This is a genomic window from Lentzea sp. NPDC020367 (assembly GCF_044387305.1).
Lineage (GTDB): Bacteria > Actinomycetota > Actinomycetes > Mycobacteriales > Pseudonocardiaceae > Lentzea.
Genome location: NZ_JBIRVV010000007.1, coordinates 327,520 through 345,351 on the forward strand (window position 1 = coordinate 327,520; position 17,832 = coordinate 345,351).

General features: G+C 67.5%; 17 protein-coding genes. 9 read left to right on the top strand and 8 right to left on the bottom strand.

Annotated elements, in window-relative coordinates; translation table 11 throughout:
• Positions 1 to 18: 18 nt before the first annotated feature.
• Together ACH413_RS29830 and ACH413_RS29835 are read right to left on the bottom strand one after the other, a co-directional pair.
• Positions 19 to 522: a DUF3145 domain-containing protein gene (locus ACH413_RS29830; RefSeq protein ID WP_030474501.1), complete on the bottom strand. Its 504-nt coding sequence runs from the start codon at positions 520 to 522 to the stop codon at positions 19 to 21.
• Between the two features lie 200 nt (positions 523 to 722).
• On the bottom strand, positions 723 to 2,063 hold the full coding sequence (locus ACH413_RS29835) for a S8 family serine peptidase (protein ID WP_360042166.1): 1,341 nt from the start codon (positions 2,061 to 2,063) through the stop codon (positions 723 to 725).
• Positions 2,064 to 2,206: 143 nt separating this feature from the next.
• On the opposite strand from ACH413_RS29835, the gene ACH413_RS29840 reads away from it, so the two are divergent.
• Genes ACH413_RS29840 through ACH413_RS29850 form a run of 3 tightly spaced genes read left to right on the top strand, consistent with a single transcriptional unit; the run spans position 2,207 to position 5,173 of the window.
• Positions 2,207 to 3,439 (top strand): hypothetical protein, encoded by a 1,233-nt coding sequence (locus ACH413_RS29840; protein WP_360042164.1) that lies wholly within the window; start codon positions 2,207 to 2,209, stop codon positions 3,437 to 3,439.
• A gap of 12 nt (positions 3,440 to 3,451) precedes the next feature.
• Positions 3,452 to 3,811 carry a VOC family protein gene (locus tag ACH413_RS29845; protein WP_360042161.1) on the top strand — a complete coding sequence of 120 codons (360 nt, stop codon included), beginning with the start codon at positions 3,452 to 3,454 and terminating at the stop codon, positions 3,809 to 3,811.
• 21 nt (positions 3,812 to 3,832) lie between these two features.
• Positions 3,833 to 5,173, top strand: a complete 1,341-nt coding sequence (locus tag ACH413_RS29850) for an NAD(P)/FAD-dependent oxidoreductase (RefSeq protein WP_360042158.1) — start codon at positions 3,833 to 3,835, stop codon at positions 5,171 to 5,173.
• On the opposite strand, the gene ACH413_RS29855 is transcribed toward ACH413_RS29850, so the two are convergent.
• From ACH413_RS29855 to ACH413_RS29865, 3 genes are all read right to left on the bottom strand, one after another.
• Positions 5,161 to 5,787 carry a TetR/AcrR family transcriptional regulator gene (locus tag ACH413_RS29855; protein ID WP_360042155.1) on the bottom strand — a complete coding sequence of 209 codons (627 nt, stop codon included), beginning with the start codon at positions 5,785 to 5,787 and terminating at the stop codon, positions 5,161 to 5,163. The two genes, ACH413_RS29850 and ACH413_RS29855, sit on opposite strands and share 13 nt — an antisense overlap.
• A gap of 94 nt (positions 5,788 to 5,881) precedes the next feature.
• On the bottom strand, positions 5,882 to 6,100 hold the full coding sequence (locus ACH413_RS29860; RefSeq protein WP_360042152.1) for a DUF6343 family protein: 219 nt from the start codon (positions 6,098 to 6,100) through the stop codon (positions 5,882 to 5,884).
• Between the two features lies 1 nt (position 6,101).
• Positions 6,102 to 6,704, bottom strand: a complete 603-nt coding sequence (locus tag ACH413_RS29865) for a hypothetical protein (RefSeq protein ID WP_360042149.1) — start codon at positions 6,702 to 6,704, stop codon at positions 6,102 to 6,104.
• 135 nt (positions 6,705 to 6,839) lie between these two features.
• On the opposite strand from ACH413_RS29865, the gene ACH413_RS29870 reads away from it, so the two are divergent.
• The 4 genes from ACH413_RS29870 (at position 6,840) to ACH413_RS29885 (ending at position 14,809) form a co-directional block, all read left to right on the top strand.
• The gene (locus tag ACH413_RS29870) at positions 6,840 to 7,268 is read left to right on the top strand and encodes a MarR family winged helix-turn-helix transcriptional regulator (RefSeq protein WP_360042147.1); all 429 of its coding nucleotides are present in this window, start codon (positions 6,840 to 6,842) and stop codon (positions 7,266 to 7,268) included.
• Between the two features lie 125 nt (positions 7,269 to 7,393).
• Positions 7,394 to 9,625 (top strand): AAA family ATPase, encoded by a 2,232-nt coding sequence (locus ACH413_RS29875; protein WP_360042475.1) that lies wholly within the window; start codon positions 7,394 to 7,396, stop codon positions 9,623 to 9,625.
• Between the two features lie 16 nt (positions 9,626 to 9,641).
• Positions 9,642 to 12,236 carry an NACHT domain-containing protein gene (locus tag ACH413_RS29880; protein ID WP_360042144.1) on the top strand — a complete coding sequence of 865 codons (2,595 nt, stop codon included), beginning with the start codon at positions 9,642 to 9,644 and terminating at the stop codon, positions 12,234 to 12,236.
• 11 nt (positions 12,237 to 12,247) lie between these two features.
• Entirely contained in the window at positions 12,248 to 14,809 is a 2,562-nt protein-coding gene (locus ACH413_RS29885; RefSeq protein ID WP_360042141.1) for an NACHT domain-containing protein, read from the top strand.
• Here the strand turns inward: ACH413_RS29885 and crcB are convergent.
• Genes crcB through ACH413_RS29900 form a run of 3 tightly spaced genes read right to left on the bottom strand, consistent with a single transcriptional unit; the run spans position 14,754 to position 15,839 of the window.
• A complete protein-coding gene (gene crcB, locus ACH413_RS29890; protein WP_360042138.1) occupies positions 14,754 to 15,092 on the bottom strand; it encodes a fluoride efflux transporter CrcB in 339 nt (112 codons plus the stop codon). The two genes, ACH413_RS29885 and crcB, sit on opposite strands and share 56 nt — an antisense overlap.
• The gene (locus ACH413_RS29895) at positions 15,089 to 15,415 is read right to left on the bottom strand and encodes a CrcB family protein (RefSeq protein WP_360042135.1); all 327 of its coding nucleotides are present in this window, start codon (positions 15,413 to 15,415) and stop codon (positions 15,089 to 15,091) included. The genes crcB and ACH413_RS29895 overlap by 4 nt, the downstream gene beginning before the upstream one ends.
• Positions 15,396 to 15,839 (bottom strand): MarR family winged helix-turn-helix transcriptional regulator, encoded by a 444-nt coding sequence (locus ACH413_RS29900; protein ID WP_093600284.1) that lies wholly within the window; start codon positions 15,837 to 15,839, stop codon positions 15,396 to 15,398. Before ACH413_RS29900 ends, ACH413_RS29895 begins: the two co-directional genes overlap by 20 nt.
• A 57-nt stretch (positions 15,840 to 15,896) precedes the next feature.
• Between ACH413_RS29900 and ACH413_RS29905 the strand changes: the two genes are divergently transcribed.
• Entirely contained in the window at positions 15,897 to 16,931 is a 1,035-nt protein-coding gene (locus ACH413_RS29905; RefSeq protein ID WP_360042130.1) for an MFS transporter, read from the top strand.
• Between the two features lie 73 nt (positions 16,932 to 17,004).
• Positions 17,005 to 17,808: an SAM-dependent methyltransferase gene (locus tag ACH413_RS29910; RefSeq protein ID WP_360042127.1), complete on the top strand. Its 804-nt coding sequence runs from the start codon at positions 17,005 to 17,007 to the stop codon at positions 17,806 to 17,808.
• Positions 17,809 to 17,832: the final 24 nt, after the last annotated feature.

A 17,832-nucleotide genomic window follows, 5' to 3' on the forward strand; every position in this document is an offset into this window, starting at 1 on the left:
CAGGACTAAACAGTTCCGTTAGCCGACACGGTGCAGCCAGGTCACCGGAGCGCCGTCGCCCGCGCGACGGAACGGTTCCAGCGCGTCGTCCCACGCGGCACCGAGCAGCTCGTCGACGCCGTGTGCGAAGGATTCACCGCCTCTGGCACGAACAGCCAGTGAACGCAGCTGGTCCTCGTTCACGACGATGTCACCGTTCGCCGACGTACGGGCGTGCCACAGCCCCAAAACGGGCGCGAAGCAGAAGCGCTCGCCGTCCTGACCTGAGGACGGTTCCTCGGTCACCTCGAACCTGAGCATGGGCCACGCGCGCAGCGCAGCCACTAGTTTGGCGCCGGTGCCGGCGTCTCCGGTCCATGCGCATTCAGCGCGCAACTGGCCTGGTGCCGCGGGTTGCGCTGCCCACCTGAGGTCTACCCGGACACCGAGGGTGCCCGAGATCGCCCACTCGACGTGCGGACAGACCGCAGACGGCGACGAGTGGACGTAAACCACGCCACTGGTGCTGCCACGGGTGCTCACTGCTGACCTCCGCTACTCGACGAGGGACGTCTTCCCCTACGCCTTTGTCGAGAGTGAGGTGATCATCGTGGAACCCGTTCGCTGCATTCTGCCTCGACTTGAGGCAAGTCCGCCATAAGAACCAGCTCGATCATCACCCGACCGGGGCAGATACAGGTCTTAAGTCCCGATCTCCCGGCCGAGCGATGCCTGATCGTGATCTACAGAGCGTTTACCGCGGCCACCACGTCGACTAGACCCGTGCCCTTGTCGAACGACGAGGTGTAGGGCCCGACGGGCCCGTAACCGGTGCCGTACTTGTGGGCCGTCGACTTCAGCGCCCGCTCGATGTCGGCCGGGGTCGCGGAAGGCTTGGCCTGGAACAGCTGTGCGACGATCCCGGCGATGTGCGGTGCCGCCATCGACGTGCCGCTGATCGTGTTGAACGTGCCGAGGTCGAGCAGTCCCGGCCCGTTCTGCGGGTTCAGGCCGGTCGCGCAGATCGGCAGGTAGAGCCGGCACGACGAGGTGATGTTCTCCCCCGGCGCCGAGATGTCGGGCCACGTCGCGGAGTCGGTGGCGAGACCACGGGACGAGAAGTCCGACACAGCACCGTCGCGGGTGCCGGTCTCCTGGTCGTTGTAGGAGGCGACCGAGATCACGCCGGGCGTCGGGTCGATGCCCGGCGGGTTGGACAGGTTCGCTGAACCATCGCCGCCGTCGTTGCCGTTCGCCCACACCACGACGACGCCTTCGGCCACGAGCTGTCGTTGCAGTTTGACAGTGACCGACTCAGGGTCGAACGCACCGCCGCCAGATGGCCCATAGGAGTTGTTGATCACCTTGATCGGCGGGCAGGCAGACGCGGGGACACCGGCCCCGCACGGAGCGTTGTGATTCTCCAGCACCCAGTTCAGCGCGGCGTCCGCGCCGAGGATGAGGATCGCCGCGCCGGTCGAGATCACGACGCCCTTCGCGCCCGGCGCCGCGCCGTGGATCACCGGTCCGCCGGTGGTCTGCACGTCGCCGCCGATCGCGATGCCGGTGACGTGGGTGCCGTGGCCGCCCAACGACGTGGTGTCGGTGTCGAGGAAGTTCGGCACCGGCACGATGCAGTTCGTCTGCGTCGAGCCGTCCAGGCACAGGCTCTTCAGGTTGCGGACGATCCGGCCGCCGAACGACGGGTGGTTCGGGTCGACGCCCGAGTCGATCACCGCGACTGACACTCCCGCGCCGGTCAGCCCGAGGCTGTTGCGGGCGTCCAGGCCGCGCGTGGCGGTGTGCGAGGTCGACCCGAGGAACTTGATCGGCTTCTGGACCTCGACGCGCGTCACGCCCGCTTTGGCCCTGGCGGAGGAGATCCGCGCGGAGTCACCCCGCGCGGCCACGACACCGATCTTGCGGAAGCTCGTGAGCTTCTGCAGACCGGCCGCCTCGACCGCCTGTTCCGCGGCGGTGATGTCGGCTCCGTGGACGTAGACCGTGGAGGTCGGCGCGGCCGTCGCGACAGGGGATGCGGCGGCCACCAGCAGAACGGCGAGCAATGCAGCGCGTGTGTACATGGACCCTCCGTGAACATTCGCAGGCAATCCTTCTAACGAGTGATCCACATAACGGTGACGGCCATCACGCAATGTCTCGACCGGCTGCGTTGGGTCGACCCCGGACCGCTACGGTGTCCCTCCGTGCGGAAAGGTAGGGACTCGTGCGGCTGATCCGTCTGGGCGCTGAACCTTCGGCCATTGGGGCGGACGTCCGTGCCGCCCTCACGGCCTGCGGCGCGGGTACCCAAGCTCTGGGTGGCGTTGCGCTCATCGGCGTGCAACCACCCGACTGTCCGGTGCCGCTGGACGCGATCGTCGTGCTCCCCAAGGGCGTTCTCGTGATCGTCGGCGTCGACCTGCCCGATCCCGCGCTGAAACTGGAAGCGCCGCTCGGCGGGCAGTGGACGATCGACGGCTGGCCGCTGGTCGCCCAGGACGGCGCGCCCAACCCGGCGACCGAGGCCGTGGCTGCGGCGACCGCGGTGGCGCAGCGGATCCAGGCGATGCGGGCGGAACCGCTCCCGGTGAGCACCGTCGTGGCGGTCGGCCCGTTCGTGGACCAGGTCGTGCAGCCGACGGTCGACCTCAACCGCGGCGTGCGGGTGCTGCACCCCAAACCGTCCACTTTGCTCAGTGCGGCCCGCGAACTCGCGACGTCGACGGTGCCCTGCACGGCCGAACACGCCGTGAAGCTCCTCGCGATCCTGCAGACCACCGGCACGCCGCCGGACGCGCGATCACTGCTCTCCGAGGGTTTCAGCGACGCGGTGTCGGATCTCGCGTCCGCCAACACGATGCTGATCCCCAAGGCCGCGATGAGGCCGCTCATTTCGCGCAAGCGCTTGCCGGGCAAGCTGACCTGGCCGTATCTCGCGGTCGCGGCGGTGGTCGCGCTGATCCTCGTCGGGTGGCTGATCGTGGCGCTGCCCGGTGACGACAAGCCGGCCGACGCGACGCCCGCGCCGACGTCCACGCAGCCGACAACGGTGGTCGTGGACGGCACGACGTTCGTGCCGAAGGAGATGAAGAAGGACCAGGACTGCCAGGCGCAGGCGTTCGGCGACGTGAAGGCGTGGCTGAACGCGAACGACTGCGGCGTGCTGCTGCGCGCCACCTACGAGACGACGGTGCAGGGCAAGCCGGCGACCGTGCTGGTGGCGGACATGGACCTGTACGACGCGCCCAGCGCGAAGTCGTTGCACGCGGTCGTCGTGCTGCCGGGATCCGGTGGCGTGCACGGGCTGGACGGCAAACCGCTGGAGAACGCGGCTTTCGCGAACGGCACCAAGGGCAGCCACGTGACGCTGGCGTTCGCGGTGTGGTCGGGTGGCGCGGGTGACTCGACGCTCGACCCGATCGCCAAGCAGGCGTTGCGGCTGCCCGCCACCCGGTAGAGGGTGGAGGGCATGGTCGGACAACTTCGTTCTGTCGTGCTCGACTGCCCGGATCCGTCGGAGCTCGCGTCGTTCTACGAGGAACTGCTCGGTGCCCAACGCCTGCCCGACGGCGACGAGACGTGGGTGGTGATCGTCGCGAACGGCACGCGGATCGCCTTCCAGCGCGCCACCGACTACGTGGCGCCGGTGTTCCCTGATCCGCACGCGTCTCAACAGGTCCACCTCGACGTGCTGGTCGACGACGTCGAGGAGGCGGAGCCGAAGGTGCTGGCACTCGGCGCGCGGCTGCTGCAGAAGGACACCGACGGCTGGTTCCGGGTGTACGCGGATCCGGTCGGGCATCCCTTCTGCCTGCTGTGGCTTTCCTGATCCAGGCCTACTGTTGCGGCCATGGACTTCGACGTCATCGTCATCGGTGGTGGCCCCGTAGGTGAGAACGTGGCTTGGCGGACGGCCGCGGGTGGCCTGTCCACCGCCATGATCGAGAAGGAGCTCGTCGGCGGCGAGTGCTCGTACTGGGCGTGCATGCCTTCGAAGGCGCTGCTGCGCTCCGGGCACGCGCTCGCCGCGGCCAAGCGGGTCAAGGGCGTGGTCGGCGGGTCGCTCGACCCGGCCGCGGTGCTGGAGCGGCGCACCGGGTTCACCTCCAACTGGGACGACACCGGCCAGGTCAAGTGGGCGGAGTCGGAGAACATCCACGTCATCCGCGGCGACGGTGAGGTCACCGGCGAGCGCGAGGTCACGGTCGGCGGTGAGGTCCACCGGGCTCGGCAGGCCGTGGTGGTGTGCACCGGCAGCGTGCCGAAGATGCCGCCGCTGGAAGGACTTTCGGACACTCCTGTGTGGACTTCGCGCGAGGCCACGTCGGCGCGTGAGGTGCCGGAGTCGCTGGTCGTCGTCGGCGGCGGGGTCGTCGGCGTCGAGATGGCGCAGGCGTGGGCGCGGCTCGGCTCGAAGGTGCAACTGGTGGTGTCGGGTGACCGGCCGCTGCCGAAGATGGAGGAGTTCGTCGGCCCGCTGGTCGTCGAGGGCCTGGAAGAAGACGGCGTCGAGGTGCTGCTCAACGCGCGTGCCTCGTCGATCAAGCCGGGCCAGCTGACGTTGAAGGACGGCCGGGTCGTGAAGGGCTCGGAGATCCTCATCGCGACCGGGCGGGTGCCGGCGACCAAGGACGGCAAGCCGCTGACCATCGACGACTCCGGCCTGGTGTCCGGTGTGGACGGACGCTGGCTGTACGCGGCCGGTGACGTCACCGGGCGGGCGTTGCTGACGCACCAGGGCAAGTACCAGGGCCGCGCGGTCGGCACGGCGATCCTGGAGCGGTCCCGCGGGTTCGAGCCGAAGCAGTGGTCTGCGGGCCAGGCGTGGGCCGATCACGTGGCCGTGCCGCAGGTCGTGTTCACCGACCCCGAGGTGGCGTTCGTCGGGCACACCGCCGAGGAGGCGCGCGCTCAGGGCCGTGACATCAAGGTGGTCGACCTGGACATCGCGGTCGCCGGGTCGTCACTGCACGCCGACGGGTACAAGGGCAAGACGCGGATGGTCGTCGACGAGCGCACACGGACGCTGGTCGGTGTCACGTTCGTCGGTCAGGACGTCGCCGAGCTGCTGCACTCGGCCACCGTCGCGATCGTCGGGGAGGTCACCGTGGACCGGTTGTGGCACGCGGTGCCCTCGTACCCGACGATCAGCGAGGTGTGGCTGCGGTTGCTGGAGTCCTACGGGCTCTGAACCGGGTCCTGGGGCTTCTCCAGCACCGACCCGAGCATGCCGGTGAGCAGTTCGTTCGCCGTGCCGACCACGTACGCGCGGTCGTCCTCGTCGACCCGTTCGGCGAGCTTGAACAGTGCGTCCGCGGTCTGCACGGCGATCCGGAACGTCAGCATCACCGGGGCGTCGCCGTGGGCGCCGAACCGGTTGACGAACATCTCCGCCAGCCGTTCGGCCATCAGCTCGTACTGGTCGACGCTGGAGTCGAGCCGGTGGCTGTCCAGCATGTCGCTGAACCGCACCCGGCCGAAGCCCGGCACGTCCGTCAGCATCCGCATGTACACCGCGACGACCTGCGCCATGGCCCCGCGCCACGTGTCCGCGATCAGATCCGCGGCGAACAGCGCGTCGACTTCGCGGAGATAGGTCTCCATACCGCGAAGTGCCAGAGCGTGCACAACGGATCTTTTGTCGGGGAAGTACTGATAGAAGGAACCAATGGGCACTCCGGCCACATCGACGATGCGAGCCGTCGTGATGTCGTCGTAGTCGTATTCGTTCAGCAGGCTCGCACAAGCGTCCAGGATCGCGGAGACAGTCGCCGCGCCGCGCTGTTGCACAGGCTGCCGGCGCATCACCCTGGCTAACCTGCCTTTTGCCGGATCTTCATGCACACGAACATCTTTATCCATACGAGTGCTCATTGCCCAGCACAGGTTCCTGACAGGTTCAGCCCGGATCTCCGCGATGTTTGCGATGAACCACCCAGCCGAAGTCCACGACACAGACGACAGCGAGTAGTAAAAGCAGGATTCCAAGCCAAACGAGGTCAGCTCGCAACGCCAGCCAGCCCGCGACCGAGTTGAAGACCAGACCGAAACCGGCCAGCCACAACCGCAAGGTCAGCGCACTGCGCGGTGGTGCGGGAGGGGGCAGGTAGTCGCTCACCTCATCCGGTTTCCCGCAGCAACGGCGCCTCAACCCGCCTCAGCCGGCGCGGGGGTTTCGTCACATAGGGCCTGACGAGACGCGTCACGGCCAGGCCAGGGGCGATGAGCGGGACCACGGCGGTCAGCACGGCGGCGGTGATGCCCGCTCGGACGACGTCCTTGGGCATGACGGCGACGCGGTCGACGACGAACGCGCGCCGCCCGGTGATCGACACGGCCGCGAGGACGAGCAGGAACACGACCATGCTGAGCATCGCCCGTTGCACCGCGTGCTCGTACCCGGCTGCTTCTCCCGCGACGAGCACCGCGAACCACCCGGCGAGAGCGGGCAGCTGACCCTGTTCGGTGGTGGCCGCCCAGCTCAGACCGCCGAGCGTGGCGAGCCAGACGAGGACCTCTGCGCGCTCCTGAGCCCATAGGGATGCCGAATCGAGGGGAATGCCGGTCCAGGCGAGTAGCCCGAGCGGGCTCAGGGGGTCGTCGGCGAGCTGGCCGAGCACCCAGGCGAGCGTCCACGCGGAAAGCAGGACCGCCACGACGAGCTGCCACCGGGGCCGGCGCACCACGCAACGGGCGAGCCGGACGATCTCCGCACGCGTCATACCCCCACCATGCCGCTTCCTGGTGGTTTGCGGAGAAACGTCACCCCAACGCTCACCCTGTCGGCCCCCGTCCGGGGCGGTTCCTCACGGAGCGCTATCCACGATCGGGGGACAGATCTTTTCTAGACTGAGGACATGAGCATTGATCAGCTTCTGCGTCTTCCCAGCTATCTGATGCTCGGGCTGGTGCGGGAAGCGCGCCGGATCGGGCGAGCGGACCTGCGGGGGCCTCACCTGACGGTGCTCGCGTACCTGTCCGAGCAGGAGGCGGTGGCGCAGAAGCGGATCAGCGACCGGGTGCGGATGGACCCGAGCGACCTCGTGTCGGTGCTCGACGTGCTCGAAGGTTTCGGGTTCGCCCAGCGCAGACGCGACGAGAAGGACCGGCGGCGGTTCACGGTGTCGATCACCGACGAGGGCAGGGAGGCGCTGCGGGAGAGACTGGCGGCGGCTCAGGCACACGAGGAAGAGCTGCTGGCGCCGTTGACACCGCACGAGCGCGATACGTTGGCCACACTGCTGCGTAAGGCGTACCTGCATCACGCTGATATGCGTGTAGATTAGACAGTCTGCGCTCAGCGACCACAGCGCGGGCAGGACAGTGCGAATCGGAATAAAAGCCGACGCCGCATGATATCGAGAAATGAGGCAAGTTGTCAAGCCCCTCCGATGACCTCCGGCTCGCCGAAATGGAGCCGGAGCAGGAATACGTGGCCATGTTGTACGGCCGGCTCGACGACCTCCGCGAACAGACGTCGAAACGACTCGCACAATCGTTGCGACAAACCGGCGGCACGCATCAGATGCGGTCCGAGCGCGACACGTCCGTCGCGATGTACACAGATCAATTGGCCCAGTACAGCGCGGTCGAGAACGGACTCGCGTTCGGCAGGCTCGATTTCCACAACGAAGACCGCTTCTACATCGGCCGAATCGGTCTCTTCGACGAGGACAAGGATTACGAGCCGCTGCTGATGGACTGGCGGGCGCCCGCCGCCAGGCCGTTCTACCTCGCCACCGCCGCCTCCCCTGACGGCGTGCGGCGGCGCAGGCACCTGCGGACCCGCTCGCGCAAGGTGATCGGCCTCGACGACGAGGTGCTCGACATCAACTCGGTCACCCGCTCGTCCAAGGACAGCCTGACCGGCGAGGCGACGCTGCTCGCCGCGCTGAACGAGTCGCGCACCGGCCAGATGAGCGACATCGTCGCGACCATCCAGGCCGAGCAGGACAGGATCATCCGGTCCGAGCTCAACGGCGTCGTCGTCGTGCAGGGCGGACCCGGCACGGGCAAGACCGCCGTGGCCCTGCACCGAGCCGCATACCTGCTGTATACACACCGTCGACAGCTGGCGAAACGCGGTGTTCTGGTCGTCGGCCCGAACACGACGTTCCTGCGGTACATCAGTCAGGTCCTCCCGTCGCTGGGCGAGACCGGCGTCCTGCTGTCCACGGTCGGCGAGCTCTACCCGAACCTGACCGCCACCGGACGCGAGTCGGCAGCGGCGGCCGCGGTCAAGGGCCGCCTCGAGATGGCCGACGTGATCGCCGCGGCCGTGCGGGACCGCCAGGAGGCGCCGCCGTCCGTCGAGATCCGCTTCGACAACGACGTGCTGCGCCTGGACCGCCGGGCGATCTCCGAGGCACGGGGCAGGGCGCGCCGCACCCGCCGCGCGCACAACGAGGCGCGCCGCACGTTCGCCCGCGAGATCATCTCGACGCTGTCGGGCATGGTGGTCAACCGGTTGGGCAGCCATCTGCTCGACAAGGCGGACATCGACGACATCCGCCGTGAGCTGCGCGAGTCCCCCGAGGTCCAGGCCGCGATCGCGTCGCTGTGGCCGGTGCTGACGCCGTTCTCGCTGCTCTCGGAGCTCTACGCGAACCCGAAGCGCCGCAACCGCGCGATGTCGAAGTTCACCCGCGAAGAGCGCGACCTGCTCCAGCGCGTCTCCGATGACTGGACACCGGCGGATGTGCCGTTGCTGGACGAGGCCGCCGAACTGCTCGGTGAGGACGACACGGAGGCCAAGGCCCGCGCCGAACGCCAGCGCCGCCAGGCCGTCGAGTACGCCCAGGGCGTTCTCGACATCCTCGACCTGGACGACGACGCGGATCCCGACATGCTGACGGCCACGGACCTGGTGGACGCGTACCGCCTGGCCGAGCGCCACGGCGTCGACCGCTACGAGACCGCCGCGGAACGCGCCGCGGCCGACCGCACCTGGACGTTCGGCCACATCATCGTGGACGAGGCCCAGGAGCTGTCGGCGATGGCGTGGCGCACGCTGATGCGCCGCTGCCCCAGCAAGTCCATGACGGTCGTGGGCGACATCGCGCAGACCGGCGACATCGGCGGCGCCACCTCGTGGGGTTCCGTGCTCTCGCCATACGTCCAGAACCGTTGGCGCCTCACGGAACTGACGGTCAACTACCGCACTCCGGCCGAGATCATGGAGGTCGCCGCGGACGTGCTCGCCTCGGTGGACGCCTCCCTGGTGCCGCCGACCTCGGTGCGGGAAACCGGCGTGGCACCTTGGGTCTCCACGGTCACGTCGTACGCGTCCGAGGTGCCAGCGCTCATCGCCCGCGAGGTCACCGCCGTCGGCGACGGCAAGATCGCGGTCATCGTGCCGGCCGCGCTGCTCTCGTCGGTGGGCGCTGCCGTGGCGTCGTCGGTTCCGGGTTCCTCCGTCGGCAACGAGCTGGAAGAGGCCCAAGTCGTCGTGCTCGGCGTGACCGACGCGAAGGGCCTGGAGTTCGACTCGGTGGTCGTGGTCGATCCGGACGGCATCCTCGCGGAGTCGCCGCGTGGCGCTTCGGACCTGTACGTCGCGCTGACCCGTGCCACGCAACGGCTCGGCGTCGTGCACACCGGCACCCTGCCTGATGTGCTATCCCGGTTGAAGGACGTTTCGTAGCGAACGGGAGGCCCGGATGGCGAGCATCGAGTCGGCGGTCATCCGGGTCGTCGTGGCTGTCAGCAACCAGCTCGCCCCCAGGCTCTCCCAGCTCGTCCCTCCCCCGCCGTCGGACATCGACCAAGTGCTGCTGGGCTATCTGGAATCCCCGGACTTCGCCGAGGTGGCCCGGCAGGTCGTGCTGTGGCGGGCCATGCGGGGCGCTCTCGATCCCGGCCTGGCTTCCGACCTGCGCGAGCAGGTCGTGCAGGGTCTGCGACTCTCCGGCGCTTCAGCCGATCCGAAAGCGGTGCTGACCGCTCTGACCAGAGCAGAGAAGTTGTGCGCGAACGATCTCGACACCCCGACAGCAGTGGCCGTCACCCACCTGGCGCACGCCGCCACGAACAACCGGTTGTTGTTGCGGCGTGCGCCTTCGCTGGAAGACCTGCACACGTACGCCGGTCAACTGCGGGTTCGGATCGCCGTGATGCACGGCGAGATGCGATTACCCCACATCGGGGTCAGCCGCTCAGTGCCTTATGGCGAGTTGTACGTCCGGCCGACGCTCAGCCCGTCGATTGCGGTCGGCGATCTGGTCCTGCCAGGCCGCCGCACAGTGCTCCTAGGCAGTCCCGGCGCCGGGAAGTCCACGCTGGCTGCGAAACTGGCGCACGACGTCGCGCTGTCGGACGGTGACCGCGTGCCGTTCCTCTTGGTGCTACGCGACTTCACGTCGTGGTTCCGCGAGGGTGGCCGCGAGCTGCTGAAGTACCTGGAGCACATCTGCGGTGACCCTTACAACCTCACTCCCCCGCGCGACGCCGTCGAGTACCTGCTGCGCAACGGCCGTGCCGTGGTCGTCCTCGACGGGCTCGACGAGTTGGTCGACCCCGAACTGCGGCGTAGGGTCGTCAGGCTGATCGAGGGCTTCACGCACCAGTACCCGCTCACGCCGATCGTCGTGACCGCGCGCAAGGTCGGCTACCTGGAAGCACCGCTGAGCGAGTCGCTGTTCACCACGGGCACCGTCGACGACTTCGGCCTGTCGCAGGTGAAGAATTACGCGACCCGCTGGTTCGCACTCGACGTCGCCACTCCTTCGCACGAACGCGCCGGGTTGGCCGGTGCGTTCCTGCGGGAGAGCGACGCCGTCGAAGAACTGCGCCGCAACCCGTTGCTGTTGGCCCTTCTCTGCGCCATGTACTCCAGTGAGCACTACTTGCCGCGCAACCTCGCCCAAGTCTACGAACGCTGCGCCGTGATGCTATTCGACCGCTGGGACTCCATGCGTGGCATAGCGCTGCCCGTGCAGTTCCAGGGCAGGCTGCGCGGAGCCGTACAACATCTGGCGTGGTACCAGTTCACCGCGCCCGAGTCCGGTAGAGCCCTGCCTCGCAGCCGGATCGTGCGAGTGCTGGCCGCCTACCTCGAGTCGAAGTCCTTCGACCCCGATGACGCGGCCGCCGCAGCAGAGCAGTTCACCGAGTTCTGCACGGGCCGCGCCTGGATCCTGACCGATCTGGGGGCGAACCGGCACGAGCCGTTGTTCGGTTTCACCCACCGGACGTTCATGGAGTACTTCGCCGCGGAGCACTTGGCACGTAGGCACACGACCTCGTCCTCGTTGTGGGAGGTCCTGAGCCCCAACGTCTCCGAGGGCGCCTGGGACGTGGTCTCGGGGATCGCCTTGCAGTTGCACGACCGCAACGTCGACGACGGTGCCGACGAGGTTCTGACGCTGGCGTTGGGCGAACGCCAGACCGGGTTCGCCGCGAACGCGTTGCGCCACCTAACACCTCGCCCGACGGTCGTTCGCGAGATCACCCGAAGCTGTCTGAGCGATGTGATCGTCACTGGCTCGAACCGGCGGGTGACCTACTTCCCGGCCACCGCGCCGATCCCTGCGGATCTTCCTTTGCGCACGTGCCTGCGGGAGAGCCTGCCCGCGAACATCTCCATGGTGCACCGCGCGCTGGTTGAGGAACTCGGCCGGTTGTGCGAAGGCGACGCACAGGCGGTGGCCTACACGATCAAAAGCCTGCTGGGCTGCGGAATGCTGGAAGCGGATCTGTGCTCGACCGTGCACGAGATCTACCTGCGCAGTCCATTCGCCAGGGCACGTTCGCCGTGGCTCCCCGACCTGGACAGTATGAACGGTCTCGCCGCTCTCGTAGCCGCCCGCGGGCCTCGGGTGTTGTTCGAGCACCAGAACTTCCTGGGCGCGACGGTTCCAGCACCTGCGACGGCCCTTCTGTCCTCGAACAACGCCGGTCACGGCATCCTCACGGTGGAGCGGATCGTACAAATGGACCGCAAGCCGTGGATCGAACACGAACGCTGGGCACATGACTACGACCCGTTGGCCATGCCGATGATGTCGCTCGACGGGGCCATTGGCATAGACCTCGAACTTCTTTTGTGCCTGCCGTACCTTGAGGCGTCCACGGACTTCTCGCAGGCTTTGCCGTTCGACCCGACCCCGCTCCTGCACGACCTCGCCTTCAGCCGTATCCGCGCTCCTCGCGGCGATTTCCCTCTTTTCGAACTAAGGCGAGCAGGGACGTCGTACTCAGTCGAGGACCTGCTGTTCGACTGGACGCAACGTGAGTTCCACGTTTTCGAGCGCTGAGGAGAACTCCGTTGCCCAGCATCGAGTCGGCGGTCATCAGGGTCGTCGTCGGCGTGAGCGACCAGCTCTCTACACGTCTGAGCACCGAGCTCACGCTGCCGTCGGCCGCCACCGCAGCGACGGCCGATCTCTTCGACGACCTCGGCCGCTCCGATGCCGACGTCTTAGCCGCGTACCTGGAATCGCCCGACTTCGCCACAGTCGTCGTGCAGAACCGGGTCGGGAACATGGCAGGCAAGGGTGCCCTGGACCAGCTGCGGGAGGGGCTGCGACTTGCGGGAATGTCGAGCGACCCGGTCCGGCGGGTGGCGGACATCGTGCACGACGCCATGGTCGCCGCCTGTCGGGAGGTGGCGCCGCACTTCGCCGGCAGCAGTGCCAAGATCGACCGCAGCGACCTGTTCACATCGGCAGCGACCAACAGCGCCATGTTGCGGCGGCTCAAGTCGTCGGCTCGGATCTACGCCTTCGCAGCGCGCATGCGCGACCAGGTGGCGGCGTTGCACAGCAGGATCCGGATGCCGCACGCCGGGGTGAGCCGGTCAGTCCGATACGACCAGCTATACGTGGAGCCGACGCTGTCGTCGCCGTTCGCGTTGAGACTCGGTGCACCCGGCGAACGCGTTCTGGTGCAGGGGGACCCCGGTGCGGGCAAGTCGACGCTGGCGGCAAAGTTCGCGCACGATGTCGCGGTCGACGGGACCGGACGGGTGCCTTTCCTGGTGGTGTTGCGGGAGTTCGCCACCTCCTTCGACGAAGGTGGCCGCGACCTCCTCCACTACCTGGAGAAGTTGTGCCTGGCGCCGTACAATGTCAAGCCGCCGCGGGACGGGGTCGAGTACCTGCTGCGCACCGGGCGAGCCGTCGTCATCCTCGACGGGCTCGACGAGCTGGTGCAGACGGAGCTCCGGCGCCGGGTCGTGTCGCTAGTGGAGGGGTTCGCACACCTGTACCCGTTGGTGCCGATCCTCGTGACGGCGCGGAAGATCGGGTATGAGGACGCTCCGCTGAGCGTGGACCTGTTCCTGCCCAGCTCGATCGCGGAGTTCGCCCCGCAGCAGGTCGCCGCCTACGTACGGCGCTGGTTCACGCTGGACGAGGCCACGTCGCCTGCGGAACGCGAGCGGCTGATCACTTCGTTCATGGAGGACAGCGCGCAGATCCCGGAGCTGCGCAGCAACCCGTTGCTGCTGACGTTGTTGTGCGCCATGTACTCCAGCGACCGGTACCTGCCGCGCAACCTCGCCCAGGTGTACGAGCGATGTGCGTTGATGATGTTTGAGCAGTGGGATTCAAAGCGCGGCATCATGTTGCCGCTCAAGTTCCACGGACGACTGCGCGGGGCGGTGCAGCATCTGGCGTGGTGGATGTTCACTGCGGTTGAGTCGGGCAAGGCCGTGCCGCGCACAATAATCATCAACGTTCTCGTCGAGTACCTGGAGGCGAAGCTCGACGACCGCGAAGAGTCGGTGGCGACCGCGGAGGAGTTCCTGGCCTTCTGCACCGGCCGGTCGTGGATCCTGACCGACGTCGGTGCGGAGAAGTACGGCTTCACGCACCGGACGTTCCTCGAGTACTTCGCCGCCGAGCACCTGGTCCGCACCCGCCGCACCGCTGCTGACCTGTGGGCCACGCTCAAACCGAACATCGTGCAGTGGGACGTCGTCGCCCAGATCGCGTTGCAGCTCTACGACCGCAACGTCGATGGAGGGGTGGACGAACTGCTCACCGAGGCACTGGCCAATGGCGGGCTGGGGTTCGTCACCCGGTCGTTGCGCTATGCCCATCCCGCCGCCCGCACCGTTCGGGCCATCGCCACAGCGGCGGTCGACCAAGTCGCTCTGAGCCCGATCGAGCTGCATCTCGAAGATGAAGTTGCCTCCGAAGAACTCTTCGACACCTTGTTGAGCTGCATCTTCTTCTCGTCGGCCGCCAATACGCCGTCACTGGAGCATGCCGTCATAGATCGTCTTGAGGATCTGATCCAGCAGAGTGAGCCCGGTGTGGCGCTGATGCTGGAGACATTGTTCTCCGCCACGGATGACAGATCGGCGCTACACGAAATCTGCGACTCCTTAAGGAAGACGCATCACACGCAACTTGTTGAGCTGAGCAAGGATCTGCCGTGGGCGGGGAGCATCTTGGCCATGACGGTGGCGGGTGTGGCTCCAGAGATCATCCGACGCCACGGCGTGCAGGCGCTCTTCCGGGAACACAGCTCAAGCGCACACGGCAGCTTCGCTTCCGCGATCTTCGGGGACAACTGCTCCGCCCTGCCCGACCCCGACTCGGTCGTGGCGGCGATCATCGAGGCGCCGACACCCTGGCTGGACGACCCGAGCCCCACGATGAAGTGGATGAACACCCCCAAGACGACCGCTCTGCAGGCGTTGTTGTCGTTGCCCGAACTGGAATGGGCGTGCGAAGCCACCAACGAGCACAGGCTCCCCCCTCTCTGGGACAACGAGAGCCAGCTGGAGATCCGCGAGTTCCTCGCTCGTTGGCAGCGAGAGGAGTTCAGCGTGCTACCACCAGCCCCAGAGTCGCCGCTCCCACTCCCAGAGCAACGCTGACCATCACGTTCAACAACGCCGGGCGGTACTTCTCCGCCTCCAGCAGCTTCACCGTCTCGTAGCTGAACGTCGAGTACGTCGTGAGCCCGCCGCAGAACCCAACACCGAGCAGCGGCATCCAGGACGTCCCCACGACGAACCCGATCAGCAGGCACCCGACGACATTCACCGTCAGGGTCCCGAAGGGAAAGTCCGACGAGTGCCGCGACTGCACGAACCGGTCCAGCAGATAACGAGTAGGAGCACCAAGAGCAGCCCCCAGGAACACCACCAGCACGGTCATCGCGTCACCCGCAGCCCGAGAAACGCCGCCAGCACAGCACAAACCGGTGTGGCCAACAGCGCCCACGACCACGAAGCCGCGTACGACGAGAACGTCGTGAACCCGCCCAGCACCCCCACCCCGAAGAACGCGCGCACCAACGGCCGAGGCACCAGCCCCATCAGCAGGCCGATGAGGAACGACCCCAGCACGTTGATGATGAACAGCCCCCACGCGCCAGGAACGAGCAGAGACAGGCCGTAGCGCGCGACTCCGCCGAGCCCGCCGCCCAGCGACACCAACGAGACGAACGCCAGCGGACGGTCAGGCGGTGGGCTCGGCAAGGTGCTCCACCAGGTGGTCCAGGGCCTTCAGCGCGCGCACGACGTCCTCTCGTTCCGAGGACTCCAGCTTGCCCAGTGCGGCGCCGATCCGCTTCTCGTGTTCGCGCTGCCAGACGAGCAGCTGTTCGTGTCCACGGGGTGAGACGGATAGCCGGGCTACCCGTCTGTCCTTGGGGTCTCCGCCGCGGACGACGAGGCCTGAGTCGATCAGTTGGGACACCAGTCCGGACACCGTGTTGGGGGCCAGCCGCAGGGCCGCGGCGAGGTCGCCGACCTTCATCGGCGGGCGCTCCGCGAGGGTCTGCAGCAGCTCTACCTGCGCCATCGGCAGGGATTCCCACGGCCAGTCGGCCCGGATGCTCGTCCGCAACGCCCGGCGCAGGCGAGTGACGACGTCGGTGAGCGTGCGGGCTTCGTCTGACATGCGGAAATCTTACTGAACTCCCGGCAATAGCTCTGTGTCAGATATAATCTGATTACGATGAACTGGTTCGTCACGGAGTCGCCCAGACCGGCGTGGATCGCCCGCCGGTCGTACGCGCCTTGGCTGGTCATCGCGACGGTCTGCTTCGGCGCCTTCATGGGGCAGCTCGACGCCTCGATCGTCACGCTGGCGTTCCCCGCGATGAGTGCGCACTTCGGGGCCGACCCGGAGTGGATCTCGCTCAGTTACCTGATCACGCTCGTGGCGCTGCTCGTCCCAATGGGCAGGATCGCGGACCGGATCGGCCGCAAGATCGTCTACATCTACGGCTTCGCGTTGTTCACCGGCGCGTCCATCGCGTGCGTGTACGCGCCGGGGTTCGACTCGCTCATCGCCGCCCGGATCGCGCAGGCCGTGGGCGCGGCGATGTTGCAGGCGAACAGCGTCGCGCTCGTCACCACAGCGGTCGCGCCGGAGCAGCGGCGCAGGGCGCTCGGGGTTCAGGCCGCGGCGCAGGCGACCGGGCTGGCGGCGGGGCCGTTGCTCGGCGGGTACCTCACGGAGAACTTCGGGTGGCAGGCCGTGTTCGCGATCAACGTGCCCATCGGCGTCGTCGCGATGGTCCTGGGGCACTATCTGCTCCCCCGCACGAAAACCGCGCGGGACAAGGGAAAGCCGTCACTAAAAGTCCTGCCAGGGCTGCTAGGTGTGCTGTTCACCTACGCCGCGTTGTTCGCGCCGATGACGTTGCTGCCGTTCACCATGAAACAACCCTTGGCACATATAGGACTCACGGTCGCCGCGTTGCCTCTCGGGTTCGCGGTCGCGGCGACGGTGCTGAGCAGGCAGGGGATCAGGACAGGAGCACTGATCGCGGCCGTGGCGCTGATCCTGCCTGTGCCGCAGGTGGTTCAGCTCGTCGTCGCGGGCATCGGGCTCGGGATCATCGCGCCGGCCTGCACGAAACGGGTGATGGGCGCACTGCCGGAGGGGGCGGCCGGGGTCGGCAGCGGGCTGGTCAACGTCGCGCGAGGACTTGGGACGGCACTGGGCGTCGCCGTGGCGACGCTGTTGATTCACACTTTCCAGTGATAGCAGCGGTTCTGATGGAGCAATGGGACTCAAGCACTGCCGTACGCGTGTGGCGTCTCAGTAGCCTGGTCACATGTCTGAACGGGTGAGCTGGGTTCCGGAAGGCGTCGACACGGGCAGGCCGAGCGCCGCGCGCCTCTACGACTACCTGCTCGGGGGCGGGCACAACTTCGCGGCCGATCGAGCCCTCGCGGAGAAGTTCCTGCGGGCCCAGCCGAACGCCCGCACGATCGCCCGGCTGAACAGGGCGTTCCTGCGCCGGGCCGTGCTGCTCATGATCGACGAGGGCATCCGCCAGTTCCTCGACCTCGGCTCCGGCATCCCGACGGTCGGCAACGTGCACGAGATCGCCCGCAAGGCCGACCCGGAGGCGCACGTCGTCTACGTGGACTTCGAGGAGGTCGCGGTCGCGCACAGCCAGCTCATCCTGGAGGGCGACCCGCGCGCCACGATCGTCCAGGAGGACATGACCAAGCCCGACGCGGTGCTGCGGTCGGCGCGGGACAGCGGCCTGATCGACTTCTCGCAGCCCGTCGGGGTGCTCACGGCCGGCGTCTTCCACTTCGTGCCACCGGAGGCCGATCCGAACGCGATCGTGGCCGCCTACCGCGACGCCGTGCCCGCGGGCAGCTACCTCGCGGTCTCGCAGTTCACGCAGGACCTGCAGCCCGCGGAGATGGCCGGGATCGTCGAGGTCATGAAGAAGAGCCAGAACCCGATGTACCCGCGCACGAAGAGCGAGATCGAGGCGCTCTTCGCCGGGTTCGAACTGCTGGAGCCCGGCATCGTGCCGACGCCGCTGTGGCGGCCGGAGGGCACGAACACCGACGATCCGGACAAGGCGGGCATCTACGCCGCCGTCGGCCGGAAGTCGTAGTGCGCCCGTCGCTGTTGGCCGGGG

Coding starts and splice junctions, on each gene's coding strand:
- ACH413_RS29835 (WP_360042166.1), bottom strand. CDS start 2,063: ATGTACACACGCGCTGCATTGCTCGCCGTTCTGCTGGTGGCCGCCGCA.
- ACH413_RS29845 (WP_360042161.1), top strand. CDS start 3,452: ATGGTCGGACAACTTCGTTCTGTCGTGCTCGACTGCCCGGATCCGTCG.
- ACH413_RS29850 (WP_360042158.1), top strand. CDS start 3,833: ATGGACTTCGACGTCATCGTCATCGGTGGTGGCCCCGTAGGTGAGAAC.
- ACH413_RS29855 (WP_360042155.1), bottom strand. CDS start 5,787: ATGCGCCGGCAGCCTGTGCAACAGCGCGGCGCGGCGACTGTCTCCGCG.
- ACH413_RS29865 (WP_360042149.1), bottom strand. CDS start 6,704: ATGACGCGTGCGGAGATCGTCCGGCTCGCCCGTTGCGTGGTGCGCCGG.
- ACH413_RS29870 (WP_360042147.1), top strand. CDS start 6,840: ATGAGCATTGATCAGCTTCTGCGTCTTCCCAGCTATCTGATGCTCGGG.
- ACH413_RS29875 (WP_360042475.1), top strand. CDS start 7,394: ATGGAGCCGGAGCAGGAATACGTGGCCATGTTGTACGGCCGGCTCGAC.
- ACH413_RS29880 (WP_360042144.1), top strand. CDS start 9,642: ATGGCGAGCATCGAGTCGGCGGTCATCCGGGTCGTCGTGGCTGTCAGC.
- crcB (WP_360042138.1), bottom strand. CDS start 15,092: ATGACCGTGCTGGTGGTGTTCCTGGGGGCTGCTCTTGGTGCTCCTACT.
- ACH413_RS29900 (WP_093600284.1), bottom strand. CDS start 15,839: ATGTCAGACGAAGCCCGCACGCTCACCGACGTCGTCACTCGCCTGCGC.
- ACH413_RS29905 (WP_360042130.1), top strand. CDS start 15,897: ATGAACTGGTTCGTCACGGAGTCGCCCAGACCGGCGTGGATCGCCCGC.
- ACH413_RS29910 (WP_360042127.1), top strand. CDS start 17,005: ATGTCTGAACGGGTGAGCTGGGTTCCGGAAGGCGTCGACACGGGCAGG.